Raw genomic sequence first — 16,391 nt, 5'->3', positions numbered from 1 at the left:
CCCACAACGACAGCCTCGCAAGAAGGACAACAGATGGCCAAGGATGGATTGACGGCAATTGTAACGGGCTCGGCTTCGGGTCTTGGCGCGGCATCTGCCGCTTTGCTGGCAAAGCAGGGTGCGAGGCTGGTCATCAATTATTCGTCGAGCCAGAAGGAAGCCGAGCAGACAGCCGATGTGTGCCGCAGCGCCGGTGCAGAGGTTGTGGTCGTGCAGGGCGATGTGTCGCGCGACGAGGATTGCAAGAAGATCGTTGCCGCGGCCGCGCCGTGGGGCCGGCTCGACGCCCTGATCAACAATGCCGGCATGACCAAGCATGTCGATCACGGCAATCTCGATGGCCTGTCCGCCGAGGATTTCCAGCGCATCTATGCGGTGAACAGCATCGGTCCGTACCAGATGATCCGCGCGGCGCGCGCGTTGCTGGAGGCGGGCGCCAAGCACGCCGACCGCAGCTCGTCGGTGGTGAATATTTCGTCGATCGCGGGTATCGCCGGTATCGGTTCGTCGGTGGCCTATGCGGCGAGCAAGGGCGCGCTGAACACCATCACGCTGTCGCTGTCGCGTGCGCTCGCGCCTGTGATCCGTGTCAACGCGGTCTGTCCCGGATATATCGATACGCCGTGGTTCACCAAGGGCCGCGGCGCCGACCAGGCAGCGAAGGTTCGCCAGACGGTGATGGAACAGGCGCCGCTCCACATCGCGACCACGGCAGAGGATGTTGCCGAACTCGTGTGTTTTCTCGCGAGCCCGGCGTCACGCAGCATGACCGGAGAGATCGTGCGTATCGATGCCGGCGTGCATCTGGGCCCTGCGCTCCTGCCCAAGCGGACCTGAGCGCAGAACGCCTGCCGCTCAGACCTTGTTGCCGGGATCGGAGACGACGCCGCGCGCCACCAGCCGGTTCCAGATGAACAGCACCACCAGGGCTCCAATGGTGGCGGTGATGAATCCGGCGCCCTGGTTCGGACCGTAGTGGCCGATCGCCTGACCGATGAAGGTCGCCAGAAATGCGCCGGCGATGCCGAGGACCATCGTCAGGATGAAGCCGGTCGGATTATTTGGCCCCGGTGATAAAAGCCGTGCAAGAAAACCCGCGACCAGTCCGACGATGAGAACGTAAAGCATTGCTGGTGTCCTTCGTGCTGAAATTCAAAGAGCCGCTTGTCGGCGTGGAGCGAACAATCGCTCCACGCGGTCGTGATCCCGGTCAGATCCAGCGCGAGGCTTCCTTTTCGGTCGGAAGCCGTCCATCCGGCGTCAGCTGATTGATGACATCAGGCAACTGCCTGGCAAGACCCGCAAGCAGCTCGTCGCGTGACAGGCCGGTCTGTGATGTCAGCGTGCTGATCTGATCCGCACCGAGCGCGGAGGCGAGATCACCGGGGGAGATCTGCTTGTTGGGACCGGCGCTGACCCATGAGTTGGCGGTCTCGGTATGGCCCTTTTCCTGAAACTGCTTGAGCAGATCGTTCAGTCCGCCGCTCAGAACGCTTCCTGCTGCGCCGCCTGCCAGCAATCCGCCGAGAGCCCCTCCGAGCGGACCCTTCATCAGGTCGCCGAGTCCGCCGCCAAGACTGCCGCCAAGACTACCACCAAGTCCGCCGGTGCTGGCGGTCGTGGTACCCGGCAACGGGGTTGGTGCAGATGGCGCAGGCGCGTTGGGGCTTGTGCCCTGCTGGCTTCCGCCAAGATGTTTGACCGCCTTGTAGGCAAGAAGAGCAAGGATCGCCATGGTCATTGGCGACATCCCGCCGCTGCTCTGACCCGGTGAGCTTGGTTCACTTGGCCCGCGAGGTCCGTTTTGCATGCCGTTGAGAATGTCGAGCAAACCCATCGTTATCTCCTGTCGAACGCCCGCCCAGCGGAAAGACTAGTGTCCCGCCATGACGGTTACAAGGCGGGGTGGCGGTCGTGCACGCCCTCTGGTATGGAATTGCGAAAGTTTTAAGCGCTCTTGCCGTTCATCTTCGGTAAGAGATTGAGACCGGTCCCGTAGCTCAGCCGGATAGAGCGACGGTTTCCTAAACCGTAGGTCGGAAGTTCGAGTCTTCCCGGGATCGCCAGTCTTTCAACTCTAGAAACCCCTGCGAATTGGGCGTTTATCGACTTTCTCCATTTGTTCGCGCACCGATTTTGGTGCCAGTTCGTCGATTCCGCCTGGTTCGAGCAGTACGTGTGATTACAAGCAGTTACACAGGGTACCGTCTGCTCCATGCAACACGGATGCAACACGAGGAGGTCGGCTGCCGCCTGACGCGGACGACCGCCGCGAAGTAAAATAACGCGCCTGTAGACGAGGCTTGGTGGCGCTCGGTGAGACTCAAAACTTGCGCATCCGATGGTCCTGAGCGAGCATCTCGCGGGGATATGTCTGGGGGAGTGGAGTGACCGCAAACGCTGGCGACGACGCTGTTGCGTTCCGAGTTGAGTTCGATGCGCGCGTCCACTCGGAGCAGGCGCTGTTGCGGGCTTGTTACTCTCTCGACCATCTCTGTGTTTTCAAAATCGAAAACCAAAATGACCGTCGCTTCGTCTATTGTTCGCCTCGACGCGGGGTCGAAGGCATTGAGCCTTTACTTCGTTCGGCCGTGATCGATTTTTCAGTGCGTGAGAGCGTGGAAGCCAGAACGGGAGATCTACGTAATCTGATTTGGCGAACTGCGTTCGCCGAAGCCCGCGGGAGCGATACGAAATGAGCGAGCTTGCCAATTCGCTCGAGGCTTACCAACTAATGCCTTTTCGATTCCGGCGCCTCGAACGGACTCCGGATACCGTTCTAGTGACATCAGAAGCTGGTGAGCACGCCTTCCTCGACGAAAGCTCTTTCAATCAGCTTGTGAATTTGAAGCCGTTAAACCTTGGGATAGCCGACGACCTCGACGCCCGACAAATTCTCTGTAGGGATGACCGCTCGCTTGCGGTGAGGCTCCTTGCCACAAAGCTAAGGACGCGCAAATCTTTCTTGCGGCACGGGCCATCCTTGCACATTTTTGTCGTCACACTGTCTTGCGATCATTCGTGCGCTTATTGCCAGGTTTCGCGCCGCATTGGCAGCGCCGAGATGCCTGAAGGTGTCGCAGTTGCCGCCGTGGAGCGGATGTTCGAATCCCCGTCACCTGATCTCACTGTTGAATTTCAGGGCGGTGAGCCGCTGCTTGCATTTGATCGAATATCCCAGATCGTCAGACTCATCGAAGCCCGCAACGTTGATGGAAGGAGGCGTATTCGGTACACACTTACTTCCACGCTACATCACCTCGACGAGCGCGCGCTTCAGTTTCTGCAGCACTACAATTTTCACGTATCGACATCGCTCGACGGCCCGGCCAATCTGCACAATGGAAACCGGCCGTTGCCAACGCGAGATTCGCACACAAGAACTCTCGAAGGTATCGCAAAGGCGAGGGCCGCTCTTGGCATCGATGGCGTTGCGGCGCTGACGACTTTAACGAAGGCATCCCTGGAACAACCTGAAGCGATTGTTGACGAGTATGTTCGTCTAGGATTTCGCTCTGTCTTTCTGCGGCCGCTCAGTCCATTCGGTTTCGCAGCGCGCGCCGCGCGACGAATGGAGTACGGTACATCAGCCTTTCTCACATTCTACGAGCGCGCCTTGGGCCATGTTCTCGATCTAAATGCGAGGGGCGTTGAAATCGAGGAGGTATACACGGCCATTCTGCTAAAGAGCATCTTCACCTCATATTCAACTGGCTATGTCGATCTGCGTTCTCCGGTCGGCGCAGGTTTCGGTACGCTTGTCTATAATTATGATGGTGATGTTTACGCCTCCGACGAGGGGCGGATGCTGGCGGAGATGGGTGATAACTCCCTGCGGATGGGTAGCGTTCAAGATTTCTATCGCGACCTGATAGATTCCGATGCGATGCATCTTCTCGCAGCCAGCGGCCTTGCAGAGTCGCTTCCCGGTTGCGCGGATTGTGCTTTCGTCCACTACTGCGGCCCCGATCCGGCAAGGTCGCTTTCGTCGGCGGGAGAGCCTGCGGGACACCGTGCCTGGAGCGATCATTGCGGACGTCACACCGGCATTTTTGAGCTCCTCTTTGGCATTGTGCGCAAAGCAAATCCCGCCACCATGCGAACCTTCGACCGTTGGGTGCACGGAAGTCCGGGTGTGGACCGCGCGGAGTGCGCCTAATGTCGCTGGCGCTACATCTACGGGGCAAAATTTGTGGTCCGTTGCAACCAGGCCTCTACAAAGTGCTTAATGCCCGCGAGGCGATCGAATTGCGGGTGCCGTTGGAACGCGTCCTTATCGATTTTCGCTCAGGCTGCGATGTTGAAGCTGAGGCACTGAGGTCCATAGGCGTCGGCGGCGCGCTTCGCGAGTCGGAAGTTACGGGATTTCCGCTACCGTTTCTTCAATCACTTTCTATCGCCGCCGCAGTGAATGTCGGTGACGTAATCAGGCTTCAGCCGAGTGGGAAGATCAATGTCCTCTTCCGCAGGGGCGCAAACGCCAATACTCTTTTCCTAACGGAGAACTGCAATAGCCTCTGTGTGATGTGCAGCCAGCCGCCTCGTGAAGTCGATGACTCCTGGCGAGTGGATGAGATCCTCGATCTTCTCCCGTTAATTGACCATGATCTCGATACCCTCGGTCTGACAGGAGGCGAACCAACATTGCTCGGCGGGCGCCTTGTCGAATTGCTTGAGGCAGGAATGAGATCGCTCCCCACGACTACTTTCCATATTCTTACGAACGGGAGGCGTTTTCTGGATCGGGAATTCGCCGCAGCGTTCGATAAGCTCAGGGGCAGGGTCACTTGGGCCGTGCCGCTCTATGCAGATAATGCTCGTCTACACGACGAGGTGGTTGGTTCAAAAGGAGCATTCTCTGAGACAATGCATGGCCTGCATAATCTCGCGGAATATGGCCACAGCATTGAACTACGGACAGTCCTGCACGGGATGACGCTCCCGCGAATAACGCAGCTTTGTGAGTTCATCAGTCGCAATCTTCCGTTTGTACAACATGTGGCGTTGATGGGCATGGAGCCAATGGGTCTAGCCCGCACAAATGCACCTAGGCTTCGGTACGATCCAGAGCGATTGGGCCCCACGATCCTTGCAGGAACAAGTCGGCTGCACCAAGCGGGACTGCGGGTGTCCCTTTATAACATCCCGCTTTGTATGTTGGATCCTGTCCTTCGGCCGTTCGCTAAGAAGAGCATTTCTGACTGGAAAAACGAATTTGCGGCCGCTTGTGAAGATTGTGCACTCAAGGACGATTGTTGCGGATTTTTTCGATCGGCAGATCAAGAATGGCGGCGCCGCGTCGCGCATCCGCAACTGGCTACGGCGGCGGCATGAAGAGGGATTGGAAAAAGTTTCTTCGGGACGTTCTGGCATGGACCGTGCCCGTTGCGGGAACGGTTACGGTTTGGTCTCAAGCCAATGCACTTGTGTCACGAGACCACAGCGGGACTGATCTGCGCTCCGGTGGTAGCGGCTCGCCATTGACCTTCGAGCGACCTAACTACATCGATGGACCTGATATTTACGCAGCGCACCGAAGTCACTCGAGCCATCGCAGCCACTCGAGCCACAGGAGCCACTCTAGTCATTACTCCGGAAGCGGAGGTTCATATTCTGCTCCATTCTATGTGCCTCCGCCCGTCTACACGCCGCCTCCCGCAGACAGCGCGAAGCAGACTCCCAAAGCAGCAGCGCCCTCTGCACCTGGCGCGTCGCCGTCCACCTCGACGGAGCCTTCAACCATGGCGCCGGCGACATCTTCCCGCCCGCCGACCGTAACGTCGGCTCCGCTTCCACCGGTGAGTGGGGTCGCCCCCTTGCCATCTCCTGCACCACCGGCGCCGTCGCTGGCGCCACCCATGCAATTGGTACCGCAGCAGAGACTGGTTTCGCCGCCTACGACACCGCGGCCACCGCCGGCGGTCAGACCGCAGAACCCGGAGATCATGGTTATGCGTGTTCAACTCGAGCTGAGGGCACGTGGGCTATACAGCGGCCCAGTCGACGGAAAGTTGAGCCAGGAAACGCAAAATTCCCTCAGAGCATTTCAAATCATCAATAAGCTTGGTGAGACCGGCACGATGGACAATGGGACGTTGGCTAAACTCGGAATTGTCTATTAGAGGCGCAATCTGCGCGGCAGCCTACGTTGCGAAACTTCTGAGCAACTCCTGCAGTTCTCAGCGCACTAAGGCTGTTTCTTGAGTTTTCAGAGTAACTTAAGGTTATCACGCAAAGGTTGTGCGCGAGATAAATATCTACTAACTTGAAGCCTTCGAATTTCCGGCAGGCGTTCAAAAATGAGATTTTCGACTTTTATTGCAGTGCTGGCGTTAGCCAGCTTAGCGATGCTGCATTCTGCGACCTACGCCAAGGATTATACTTGCGGCGCGCTCGGATTGACCGAAGACGTTCTTCAGGACGGCGCTATTTTTGCTCAAACGGACGCAGGCTGGACGCGGTTTACGTCGGTCTCCGCGTTGAACCTTGCGGCGCCCAAGAAGCAAATGTTCGCTTACGTCGTTCGTCCCTTTTTCGGGAACGACAGGCGCGGAATTCTTGTCATTAAATCGAACCGCACAGCATTGGCCGGCGACAATGAAGAGCTGACAAAAAAAGTTCTGTTGGTTCGAAAAGACGTCAAGAGCGATGAGGGGTGCGACAGCGTGCCAGACTTCCCTCGGGAAGGATTACGAATTCCAACCCAAGCCTACGAAGACTACCATGATTATCCAGCGCGAGATCCGGCGTCTGTCCGCGCAGTCGAAAAGGTCATAAAGAGTTTCCACTTTGCTTATCGCTCCGATGCAAAACGCCGCTGCGTGCGCACGGACGACGATAGCTATGATAGTTGGCCTTGGAACCAAAACAGCAATCGAGCCCAATTCTCTTTCAATGAGCATGTGGTCGCGAGCGGAGTACTAGGGGAATGGCGATTGGTTTTTCCCGTGGCGTCTCCTTTTGAAAGAACGGCTGACAATCGGACGCGGGTGGTCAAATACCAGACATCGAACGGAAACGCCTGTGTGACTTTTGCAATCCCATTGGTTCCTCAGGAGTATATTATACGAATCAATGACTTGGAAGGTCGCGAAGCCCCGCCCTCAAATCGCCGCTTGCGAGAGAAACGTTGGCCAGGTCTTAACTGAGTATTATTGGAGTAGCGTAATGATAGGCGCGATCCGGGAGGCTTCGCTTTGAGTATTCTCGCCAACCAGAATCCTGCGGACGGAGGAAGCTACCGCCACGCTGCAGCGGAGATCGTGGCCGTTGCAGCCGGCTGCCTGCTGTTCGCCGCAAGTAGGAAATTGGTTTGGGGCCGTGAAGAGTCACTCGCCGAAGTGGGACTGTGGGCACTCGCGATTCTGCCTTACGCAGGCTATTTCTTCGTTATGAAGTTCGCGCCGTCTTCGCGCGCGGCCGTCGAGAGCGCTGACTTTCTTGCGATTTGGACTTCTTCGCTTTTAGCTTTCGTACTTCTACGCATTACTTCTTTGTCGAAGTTCTACGAGAATTCGATTTACGACACGTTCGGGCCGGGTACGCTTCGGTATTTAGTACTCTCGGCGATCTACATCGGATTGGGGTTTGTCGCCGTTGTTGCGTGGCGATTTCTTAGAACTCGTTTTGATAGCTTGGGTGGCGTTCTCATACAGAGACTCGTCAGCTTCTTTCTAGGCGTCGCGCTCTTTCTCAGCGGCATTTTCCTAATTGCGCTCTAGAGCCCGCAGCTAGGTAGATTTGGTTGCTCTGACTTTCGAGTAGAGCGTAAGTCTGTCCCACCTCACCAAAATTTTCGCAGGCTCGAACTCGATGCCAAGTCCGAGAGTATCAATAGCGTTCTTCATGTTTATGTAGCCGACATCCCGATAGGCCTCGATTTGTTGAGGAACGAAAAACTGATTGGTGGTGGATTGGTGTGGGAAATCGGGATACTGCGCGCGATATCCTTTCGCAGCAAAACTGGCGTCTGATGCCAGCGATAGTTTCACATATACAAGAACCCCGACTTTTCCATCAGGATACTCAATCGGAGCGGCGAAGAAGGGCTTCCGAACAAAGCGGACGCCATCCGGGTACCCCGGATGCGGTTGAGAAATGAGCTCGTCCAGCCGTCCCTCGAGGTTTATCCGCACATTAAAGTCTTCAGCAACACGCTGAACAACAGAATAGAGGGCGGGCATCGAGCTCGGGGCATCTTGCTCCCCATCCAACGTAACGATGATCGACACCTTCCGCCGTATGAGTTCATAAATTCCCAGATTGTCGAAGTGTCCACCGTCCGAGAGCTCGATGAACGAGGAATCACTCCGAAATCCAGATAGAGTCATGCCGTATCGAAAGCCAGGATTGAAATGATTTGGCATTTGGATTCGGCCTTTCGCTTCCCTCTTGTTGGGACGCCCGACCCATAATCCCAACCGCAAATTCAGAAGCATAAGAACAATCGAAAGGAGTCGGTCGCGTGTTACGCCGGCCCCGACGTAGGCCGCATTTGCGTTGAGCGCAGCGCCGGAGGCCGCCATCCCAGACGCTAAGCTTATCGGCCCGTGTTTGGAAATATGACGTGTTGTGACCTCCCAGCCAGTCGCCGGGGAGCCCATGTGTAGCGGAGTCAGAACGAAGCTATCTCCCCCGCGCGACATGATCGTTCGATCAGGATCGTTTACGAGTACTGCATTCGTATTCAGGATGGGGAAGGGGATAGGTCGCTTCGAACCATCCGGGTCAAGCCGGGGTGGCCAGAGTTCGGAGAGCGATAATCGGTCGGCGTCGGGGGAAGCGCCGACCAAGTTGTTTTGAACGCTCTCCGTAGATGGCATGAAAGCTTCCATCAGCCGATCGCGGTAGAAACGATGCAGGCCCACGTAGTTTACATTCGTGCGAAACGTCAAAAATATCGCGACGCCGCTTAGACCGAGAACGGCTCCCCGCAAAAGATTTTGCTTAGTCGAGTCGGATCCGACAACACACTCCGGGCAAAGAATAAGCTGTGCAATTAAGTATGCCCCGATGCCTAGTGCGTAGATAAACACCCCCGACGCGGCCATAAGGATCCAGCGAACGGCATTGCTCGGCGGCTTGTTTTGCGCTTGCGCCCCATGACCCGCGAAAGCGGACACAAGACCACTTACAGCCGCGGTGGCGGCGGCGGCCAATTTTAAAAGTGGGTCGGGATTGTTCGCTAACAGATACGGCACAACAGGAATCGTCGAGATAGCGAAGGCAATCAAAATCCGCGGAAGCCAACTACCAGCAACCACCTCCATAGCCCGTCGCCATTCGTAATTCATCGACATGTCTGCTCCCCGCACCTGGAGAACCCTGACGACGACAAAAAGAAGTGCAACTACGGTGGTGGTTATCGCAAGACCCTGAAGAATCGGACCGGCTTTTACGGCGATCTCCAAAGTAACCAAGCTTACGGCGACGGAGAGCGCGAGTGCAGCCTGAACGATCAAATACAGTCGACGTTTGGATATAGAGACGTGGTCGCGGTCTTTAGCGGGCGAGATCATCGTATCCAATGCAAATCCGAGCGCCCAAACCGTGAAAAATATAACCCCAAGGAAACCGGCTAAGGCTGAGAGTCCGAAAAACGTCTCCACAGGCCATGTCTTTGCGCACGACTCTCCGCACTGCCATCGTACTAAAATAGGAGAATAGAAGTTCGGCATATCCCTCAAAATCGTGTCGAACAATCTACAGATCACGACGCAGACCCACATCGCGAGGGCCGCGACTGGCAGCCAGGTTATGAGATTCAGAAAAAGAGTTCTGATCGTGACCGCGGTCATGGACCAAATACTCAATCCGTTCCCTGGTGTAAGGTATTTCCCGTGATTTCTGAGATAAGAAAGCCGCTTATCTTTTAGTTCATCGTGAGACTTGAGCGACCGATCGACTCCAAACGGAAAGTCGGATTTCTGGGTACCGCTCGAAGCATCCGTGCGCCAGAGCCACTGGAGTGCGGACGCAATGTAGCCGCCGCCCGAAACACTCGACATATAGTCAAAGTTTTTTAGGACGCCGTTGGCGCCAAGCGCCTGAAGAGCTCCTAAGCAAAAGATAGCCGACCGAATTCCTCCCCCCGATAGCGCAACGCCTGTCCACTCGTTGGCGTCGTATCGCTCTCGACCTCGTGCAATCTCTTCCTTCTCCCGCTCAAGCAGCTTCTCAATATCGTCTCTGCCGTAATAAAATTGGTCCGAAGACATAACTTCGTTCCTTCAAAATAAACGTGGGTGTAGGAGAGTAGACAACCAGGTAAGCCCACAAAGGAGCAAGCGGGTGGTGTAAGTAGCGCTTAGCGATGCATAGAAATAATTCTGGTCGTTCAGGGAGTGTAAATTAATTCTCCTCGGGTTGGCCAGCACGTCGGTAAGTCTGACGGAGCTTTTAGGCATTTGGCAAGGTCAATATTCGGATGGCACGACCGCGACAGAGCCAGTATCGGTGTAATCGTCGTATCTTCTAACCGGCGACAGTTGCAGTTGGCGATCCACGCGTCCCCTGCTTTTTTGAAGGCGATCGTATCGCGGGCGGGGACAAGGGTGCGGACGAACGCGGGGTTGCGAATGGCTCGTCTGCACCAAGGATGATCCTCTGCCGGAAGTCTGTAATGCCGAAGCACGAAGGCCACCCGTTCCGGCCGCTTAGCCGGCGACTGGTGTTTTGCGGGAAGAGACGATCAGGTGGCCTTCCTCAACTTGTCGCGAGAGTTCTTGGCTTTGGGACAGATCGCATACGGCGCTTGGCATTGGAGTCTCGTGATCTATTGCTAACTGATGCACACGCCGGAATCTGTTTGGCGTTGCCCAGTTGACTGACTCTCGTCCGCCAGCCAGCGTGCTCAAACCGCCGCATACCGGCTTCGATGTTTGGACGGCCCCAAAAAAAGCGGCGATGATAACTTCAGCCATGCATTTTCTTGTGTTTAAACGCAACTGTCGTCGATAGCATCAACTGGCCAGCACGATAGATTGGGTGCGTTGCGTCGCCTTCTCGACATCCATGCGGGCCTCGAACAGATAGCCGTAGGTGTCGAAGGTGAGGTCGATCGACGCGTGGCCCATCATCGTCTGGATCCTCTTTGGTGAGAAGTCGGCTTCGATCCAAACCGAGGCGCAAAAATGCCTCAGCGCGTGCATGCCGTACTTAGCGACGAGCTTGACCGTCTTTGTTCCGTCTTTGTCGACGATAACCTTCCTGTTGCAGACTCCGGCCTCGATTTGGACGAGGCGTAACCAGCGGTTCATGATGTTCGAATGGTTCTGCACCGTGCCGGTCGAAGTCGGAAAGACTAGGCCATAGTCGCTCTTCGGGCAGCGCAGCTTCCACTCTTTGAGCGCCTTGGCGACGATCTTTGGAAACACGATATCGCGCGTCCCGGCATCCGACTTGGGCGAGCCGATGTTGCCCCAGCGGTCGGCGCGCCTTGTCACGGACATTCTGTTATTCTTGAGGTCGACGTCGCTCCAACAAAGCGCGCGGAGCTCGGAACCGCGCAGGCCACAGAAAACGAGGACGAACAACATGGCGAGCCAGTCAGTCCAGTTCTCTGTCGTCGTGTCGATCATCGACCGGACTTCCTCGAGCCGCGGCATCGGCGGACGCTTCTTGTTCCTTTTGCCGTGCTTGTAGGGCGCGAGCGAGATGACGTTCTTGACCACCCATCCCTTCCGCTGGGCATAGCGGAGCACGGCACCCACTTCGATGCGGACGCGCCGGACAGTCTCCCTGGACAGCGATTTTTCCAGCACGTCCTCATAGAGAGTATTGGCATCGGCAACGGTGAGTTCGCCGATCTTGCGATCGCCGATGAGCGGTACCGAGTAGTCGCGCATCCGCTGCTCGTAGACGTCGACCGTCGTCTTTTCTAGTCCGTTTCGCTTGCAGTCCTTAATCCATGCATCCGCAGCTTCCTTGAACGTAGGGGATTCGCCGGCGGGCACGTGGGTGCCCTCCGCGATCTCCGAGCGCGCCGTGACGAGCCATGCGTCGGCCTCTCGGCGCGTCGCAAATTGTCGGTGCCTGCGCTTCTTTTTCAGGTCCCGATAGTCGACCTGCCAAGAGACGGTCCTCTTCTTTGTTTTCGGGTTGGTTACAAAACGCTTCCGGATACTTGCCACTTGACACCGCCTCTTACTGGGAATATCCCATTTACTTAATGGGTATATCACAGTTAGCAATGTCGCCGGTCAACCCTTTAAACTCGCTTGGTTAATGGCAAACTCTCGTGAATTGGTGGAGTGCATAGCGACGGTCACGGGCCGACCCGTGCCCAAGATTGTTGGCCATATGAGAAACTTGCGCGAGGCCAAGCCGAGTTTGGTGACGACCGGTGGAAGAGGGATCACTGCTCCGCGCATGACGGCCGCCGACGCAGCCTCTCTTGTTTGCGCCGTCTTTGGCTCGGAATCGGTGCAGGAGAGTGTCTCGACTCTCGTCGCGTTGAAGAGCCTTCCTGCATCGCCACACGGCGTCCGTGTACGACGGCCGACACCTCACGAAGACAGAGCACGGATGGTACCCCTCTTCACACTCGGACTGGAGCCGTCACATACGATCGTCGACGGACTGGCAGCAGCAATCGAGCTCTTCGACAGGGAGGAAGAACTTCGTCAACATTTCGATCCGCATGCACGGAGGGGCGAGGAGACCGGAATCTATGCGAGATTCGCGGTCCATTATCCAGAATACTTCGCTTCGCTTACGGTCGGCGTGCATGGTCAGTTTTCGGAGGGCTGGATCTACGGCCAGAAGCGCCAGCGGAAGTTCAGGCAGATTCGTGAGTGCGATGAGGGCGCGTTGCGCGACATCGCGACGTGCTTGAGGACGCCATGATCATGCGCGACCCTGGGGATGAGGAGCGCGGGAGTGGTGATCTATTGGCCGGAGGGGATCAGATCACGGAGTTCCTATTTGGAGCAGTGGATGATCGCCTGCGGAGGCGAGTCTACCATCTCGCCAAAGACCACGAACTCCCCGCCTTCAAAGTCGGCAGCACTCTCTACGCGCGAAAGTCCAAGCTTCTGGAGTGGATCCAGCTTCATGAGAAGCGTCCGCTATTTCCCAAGTGAATGCCACCTGGAGCGGGCCACGTGCCCACAGGAGGGGCGCAGGAGTCGGATGAGCCAATGTTCGGTTTCCGCAACCAACCCCCCGAATACACCCCGTAAAAAAGTGGGTTGCCTGATGCCGTGGCATTCTTCGCCCATTCCCTGTGACCTGAGTATTCGTAACCAAGCTCCGTGCTGGAACGCAGCGGGTCGTCTACTAAACCGACTCGGGGTATCGCAGGCTCGCCTGCCTGCGGCGATTCTCCGTACGGGTGCACCGCAGGGCCAAAGATGCATCCGGCAACTGGCTGAATCTTTGTAGGTTTTGGGGAGATACAGAATCTAGTTGCATTTGGGGCGCAAAACCCCCTATATGTATCTCACTAATCGCAGTGAGATAAATGAAGAATCTTTCCCTTCCCATGCTTCGACCCGGCAACGAGCCCATCTTGGCGGGACGGCTCACGGGCAAACGCGCCTTCGTCACAGCCCTTGAGGCGCTGCCAGAAATGGTCGAGCCCACACTAGTCCTGCTTGATTTCCGTAATGTGGACTTCGCCACTTCGAGCTTTCTCAGCGAGGTGGTGCTGCCGCTGCGCGATCACCTGCGTTTTCGCCATCCGCCGGGCTACGCCGTTGCCGCGAATCTTTCCGACATCGTGCGCGAGGAGATCGAGGAGATGTTGCGCCGCTCGGGCGATGCATTGCTCACTTGTAGGACCGATACCGAGGGGCATATCCGAGACGTACAGCTTTGCGGAAATCTCGAGGACAAGCTTCAAGAAACGCTCACCCTCGTCAGCCGCAAACGCGAAACGACCGCTGCCCAGCTACATGCTGAATCGCGGACCGTCGATGCTGTAGGTCCGACCGCATGGAACAACCGGCTCACGGCTCTAGCCGCGAAAAGTCTGGTCGTAGAAGTCCTGCAAGGCCGGACCAAGAAGTACCGGCCTGTTCTAGAGGTGAATTAATGGGACTCGATTTCATCCGGCTGACGGCCCCAGTCTTCACGCGCGCACTTGATCGCCGCGCCATCGAGATGCGCACGCCGAAGCTCTTCGGACGCGACATGGCGATTGTCTCGCGTACTGCGATCGCGGACATCTGCGGCGGTGCCGAGGTGATGGTGGGAGAACGGATACTGCTCCGCATGATGAAGGACAAGATCGTGGCGCAACGCGGCAATCTCGTGATCGCCGAATGTGTTAGCCCACCCGCTGAATTTGTAGCCCACCTGAACTCAGGGGCGGGTGTGGCACGGGGCGAGATTAAGTCCCTGCAACCCATCAGTCAGACCGTGGAGATTGGCATTTGCGACTGACGCCCCCGACACAGGAGGAGGCTGCCCGGAGCCTACGTCGCGAGCGGCGCCGGTGGGATGAAGGCGATGCACTGCCGATGGCGCTCGGATGCGCCGCCTGTATCGACCGTGAACTATGCGGCGGCGTGCGCAAAAAACAGGACTCATATTGGTGCTTCGACGATTGCTGTGGCGATCCAACCACCTGCGACGGCATGTGCCCGCGCAACGAAGCGGGCTTCATCGAGCGTATGCGCGAAATCAACGGGCTTGAGCTGGACAATCTACCACGCACGCAGCCCTGCCCCGCAACCGGCATTCCATCCTATGTTCCCTACATCTATCACGGCAACCGCCGCGCCTTGCCGCTCGACATACCGGCAGTCGCCCTGCCGCTGCGCCGATTCTACCGGTCCGACGGCAGCGTTGCGTTCACCAGCCGAGCGCACATCGAGGCTACCTTCGGCATCGCGCCGGGCACGCGCATCGTGCTGATCGGCAGCGGACGCGACAAGCCGATCGAAGCGTGGTGGGGGCTCAGCGACCAACGTCGCACGGTCATCGCAGCGTTGCGTGCGCTCGGCATCTCCCTAATCACCGGGCCGAACTACTCGATCTTCACCGACGAGGTTCGCTACAATGACATGTACAACATGAAGCGCATCGGCACCGCGTGGCAGGAGATCGTCGCCGGCGGCGTGCCCGGCGCCTATCACCTGAACGCGCGCACGCCACAGGACTATCGCCGCCTCGCGAGATTCATCGGTGAGCGCGAGGAAGTGAGCGAAGTGGCGTTTGAATTCAAGACCGGCGCATCTTGGAGGAAACGACGCTTGTTCCATCTCGCCGAACTGGCCCAATTGGCGGGTCGCGTGGGCCGTCCGCTCAACCTAATCATGGTTGGCGGCATCACCGCCCTGCCGATGCTTGCCGCCGCCTATGCAAAGATCACTTACATCGACACTTCGGCGTTCATGGGTGCTGTCCACCGCCAACGGATCTACGTTGCCAATGACGGCAAGATGCGGAAGGTCTCCGAGCTCACATTGACCGGACAACCGGTGGACGGGTTGGTGGCCGACAACATCGCGACGATGCGGGCGCGCGTCGATGGTTTTCTTAATGGCGCGTAGAAGAACCCGGCATCATCGGTCGGCAGCGCACCGCCGCCAGAAATCCTTGAAACGGGGTCTTCTGCGCCAGCCGCGCGGTTTTTAGTTCGGGCTGAGGTCCGCTGATCAGCAGGGCGTGGTCCCCCGAACGGAAACGCAAATCCGCATTCAAATGCGCAAGCCCGAGAAAGAGATCGCGGAAACCTAGGCCGTGACCCGACCCACGGCCGTGGCGCGAGACGTTTTCCTGCAAAGCTGCGTGCATTGCTAGGCCGTGGTCGGCGAGATCACCGAATTCTTCAGCCTCGCGGAGCGTCGCGAGCACTCCCACTCCGCCGTCCGCCGCGACGAACTCGAACAATGTCGGCTGCGATTGAAATGCGAGTATGCCGGACGCCGCGCGCCCCGAATGCTCGTGAATATTGGATTCTAGCTCGCGAAGTGCGGCCGCCAGACATTGCGCCGTCCGCTTGTCCAGACCCGCCGCCTCCGCCGCGGCCCGCGCCGCCATCAGGAAACGGTTGCGTTGGACATCGTCGTCTTCATTTAAGGGATCGAAGATCGTACGCAGGAAGCCGCGACGGCCCGCCTGATCCAACCACGAGTTTTGCCGACCCGAGAGCGCCATCCGCAAATCTATCTGCGTTTCGTCATCGAGCCACGCACTGCGCAACAACGGGCCACTGCGGCCATTCGTTTTCTCAAACATCAGCTCGATGAGAGGGCAGACCTCCGCCGCGGCGTAACGGGTCCTCGCTTGTTCCGTAAGACGACCGCGCGCATGGGCGCCGACGAGGTCGTCCACTACCTCAAAGGTCAGGTTCGCATGAGGCTCAATTCGGTCGGGAAAGTTCACAATTTGCTCTGCGATGCTTTCGGGCGAGGACTTCCGGATCATAAGATGCAGACATCTTA

At 57.4% G+C, this 16,391-nt stretch carries 19 protein-coding genes and 1 tRNA gene; 13 read left to right on the top strand and 7 right to left on the bottom strand.

The genetic code is table 11. From position 1 onward, the window contains the following. Positions 1-33 precede the first annotated feature (33 nt). Positions 34-837 carry an SDR family NAD(P)-dependent oxidoreductase gene (locus AC1Q67_RS09185; protein ID WP_492234365.1) on the top strand — a complete coding sequence of 268 codons (804 nt, stop codon included), beginning with the start codon at positions 34-36 and terminating at the stop codon, positions 835-837. Between the two features lie 18 nt (positions 838-855). On the opposite strand, the gene AC1Q67_RS09180 is transcribed toward AC1Q67_RS09185, so the two are convergent. Beyond that, positions 856-1,128, bottom strand: coding sequence for a GlsB/YeaQ/YmgE family stress response membrane protein (locus tag AC1Q67_RS09180; RefSeq protein ID WP_024575475.1), 273 nt, complete (start codon positions 1,126-1,128; stop codon positions 856-858). Positions 1,129-1,210: 82 nt separating this feature from the next. After that, positions 1,211-1,837, bottom strand: coding sequence for a YidB family protein (locus AC1Q67_RS09175; protein ID WP_024575474.1), 627 nt, complete (start codon positions 1,835-1,837; stop codon positions 1,211-1,213). 152 nt (positions 1,838-1,989) lie between these two features. Between AC1Q67_RS09175 and AC1Q67_RS09170 the strand changes: the two genes are divergently transcribed. The 4 genes from AC1Q67_RS09170 (at position 1,990) to hxsC (ending at position 5,334) form a co-directional block, all read left to right on the top strand. Continuing rightward, positions 1,990-2,066, top strand: a tRNA-Arg gene (locus tag AC1Q67_RS09170). Positions 2,067-2,387: 321 nt separating this feature from the next. Continuing rightward, positions 2,388-2,699: a hypothetical protein gene (locus AC1Q67_RS09165; RefSeq protein WP_492234366.1), complete on the top strand. Its 312-nt coding sequence runs from the start codon at positions 2,388-2,390 to the stop codon at positions 2,697-2,699. After that, the gene (gene hxsB / locus AC1Q67_RS09160) at positions 2,696-4,159 is read left to right on the top strand and encodes a His-Xaa-Ser system radical SAM maturase HxsB (RefSeq protein WP_492234367.1); all 1,464 of its coding nucleotides are present in this window, start codon (positions 2,696-2,698) and stop codon (positions 4,157-4,159) included. The genes AC1Q67_RS09165 and hxsB overlap by 4 nt, the downstream gene beginning before the upstream one ends. Beyond that, positions 4,159-5,334, top strand: coding sequence for a His-Xaa-Ser system radical SAM maturase HxsC (gene hxsC, locus AC1Q67_RS09155; RefSeq protein ID WP_235097872.1), 1,176 nt, complete (start codon positions 4,159-4,161; stop codon positions 5,332-5,334). The genes hxsB and hxsC overlap by 1 nt, the downstream gene beginning before the upstream one ends. Positions 5,335-5,641: 307 nt before the next feature. On the opposite strand, the gene AC1Q67_RS09150 is transcribed toward hxsC, so the two are convergent. Then, positions 5,642-5,947, bottom strand: coding sequence for a hypothetical protein (locus tag AC1Q67_RS09150; RefSeq protein ID WP_235100098.1), 306 nt, complete (start codon positions 5,945-5,947; stop codon positions 5,642-5,644). Here AC1Q67_RS09150 and AC1Q67_RS09145 point away from each other — a divergent pair. From AC1Q67_RS09145 to AC1Q67_RS09135, 3 genes are all read left to right on the top strand, one after another. Continuing rightward, the gene (locus tag AC1Q67_RS09145; protein ID WP_492238148.1) at positions 5,859-6,122 is read left to right on the top strand and encodes a peptidoglycan-binding domain-containing protein; all 264 of its coding nucleotides are present in this window, start codon (positions 5,859-5,861) and stop codon (positions 6,120-6,122) included. The two genes, AC1Q67_RS09150 and AC1Q67_RS09145, sit on opposite strands and share 89 nt — an antisense overlap. Before the next feature lie 177 nt (positions 6,123-6,299). After that, positions 6,300-7,148 carry a hypothetical protein gene (locus AC1Q67_RS09140; RefSeq protein ID WP_235097874.1) on the top strand — a complete coding sequence of 283 codons (849 nt, stop codon included), beginning with the start codon at positions 6,300-6,302 and terminating at the stop codon, positions 7,146-7,148. Between the two features lie 48 nt (positions 7,149-7,196). Then, on the top strand, positions 7,197-7,721 hold the full coding sequence (locus AC1Q67_RS09135) for a hypothetical protein (RefSeq protein ID WP_235097876.1): 525 nt from the start codon (positions 7,197-7,199) through the stop codon (positions 7,719-7,721). A gap of 9 nt (positions 7,722-7,730) precedes the next feature. Here AC1Q67_RS09135 and AC1Q67_RS09130 read toward each other — a convergent pair whose 3' ends face one another. The 3 genes from AC1Q67_RS09130 to AC1Q67_RS09120 all read right to left on the bottom strand — a co-directional run bounded on the left by AC1Q67_RS09130 (position 7,731) and on the right by AC1Q67_RS09120 (position 12,131). Continuing rightward, the gene (locus tag AC1Q67_RS09130; RefSeq protein WP_492234369.1) at positions 7,731-10,217 is read right to left on the bottom strand and encodes a patatin-like phospholipase family protein; all 2,487 of its coding nucleotides are present in this window, start codon (positions 10,215-10,217) and stop codon (positions 7,731-7,733) included. 438 nt (positions 10,218-10,655) lie between these two features. Then, on the bottom strand, positions 10,656-10,922 hold the full coding sequence (locus AC1Q67_RS09125) for a hypothetical protein (protein WP_235097880.1): 267 nt from the start codon (positions 10,920-10,922) through the stop codon (positions 10,656-10,658). 39 nt (positions 10,923-10,961) lie between these two features. Continuing rightward, positions 10,962-12,131, bottom strand: coding sequence for a tyrosine-type recombinase/integrase (locus tag AC1Q67_RS09120; RefSeq protein WP_492234370.1), 1,170 nt, complete (start codon positions 12,129-12,131; stop codon positions 10,962-10,964). Between the two features lie 238 nt (positions 12,132-12,369). Between AC1Q67_RS09120 and AC1Q67_RS09115 the strand changes: the two genes are divergently transcribed. The 5 genes from AC1Q67_RS09115 to AC1Q67_RS09095 all read left to right on the top strand — a co-directional run bounded on the left by AC1Q67_RS09115 (position 12,370) and on the right by AC1Q67_RS09095 (position 15,497). After that, complete coding sequence (locus tag AC1Q67_RS09115) at positions 12,370-12,846, top strand: hypothetical protein (RefSeq protein WP_492234371.1); 477 nt, start codon at positions 12,370-12,372, stop codon at positions 12,844-12,846. Continuing rightward, on the top strand, positions 12,843-13,082 hold the full coding sequence (locus AC1Q67_RS09110) for a MerR family transcriptional regulator (RefSeq protein WP_235097886.1): 240 nt from the start codon (positions 12,843-12,845) through the stop codon (positions 13,080-13,082). Before AC1Q67_RS09115 ends, AC1Q67_RS09110 begins: the two co-directional genes overlap by 4 nt. 380 nt (positions 13,083-13,462) lie before the next feature. Next, a complete protein-coding gene (locus tag AC1Q67_RS09105) occupies positions 13,463-14,035 on the top strand; it encodes a hypothetical protein (protein ID WP_235097889.1) in 573 nt (190 codons plus the stop codon). After that, on the top strand, positions 14,035-14,385 hold the full coding sequence (locus tag AC1Q67_RS09100) for a hypothetical protein (protein WP_235097891.1): 351 nt from the start codon (positions 14,035-14,037) through the stop codon (positions 14,383-14,385). Before AC1Q67_RS09105 ends, AC1Q67_RS09100 begins: the two co-directional genes overlap by 1 nt. A gap of 77 nt (positions 14,386-14,462) precedes the next feature. Continuing rightward, a complete protein-coding gene (locus AC1Q67_RS09095) occupies positions 14,463-15,497 on the top strand; it encodes a DUF4417 domain-containing protein (RefSeq protein WP_235097892.1) in 1,035 nt (344 codons plus the stop codon). Here the strand turns inward: AC1Q67_RS09095 and AC1Q67_RS09090 are convergent. Next, the gene (locus AC1Q67_RS09090; RefSeq protein ID WP_492234372.1) at positions 15,484-16,374 is read right to left on the bottom strand and encodes a hypothetical protein; all 891 of its coding nucleotides are present in this window, start codon (positions 16,372-16,374) and stop codon (positions 15,484-15,486) included. The genes AC1Q67_RS09095 and AC1Q67_RS09090 overlap by 14 nt on opposite strands. Positions 16,375-16,391 lie beyond the last annotated feature (17 nt).

It is taken from the genome of Afipia sp. GW823-FHT06G09 (assembly GCF_058794875.1).
Note: the sequence above shows the minus strand (reverse complement) of the source record. Positions and strands in the feature narration are given on the sequence as shown.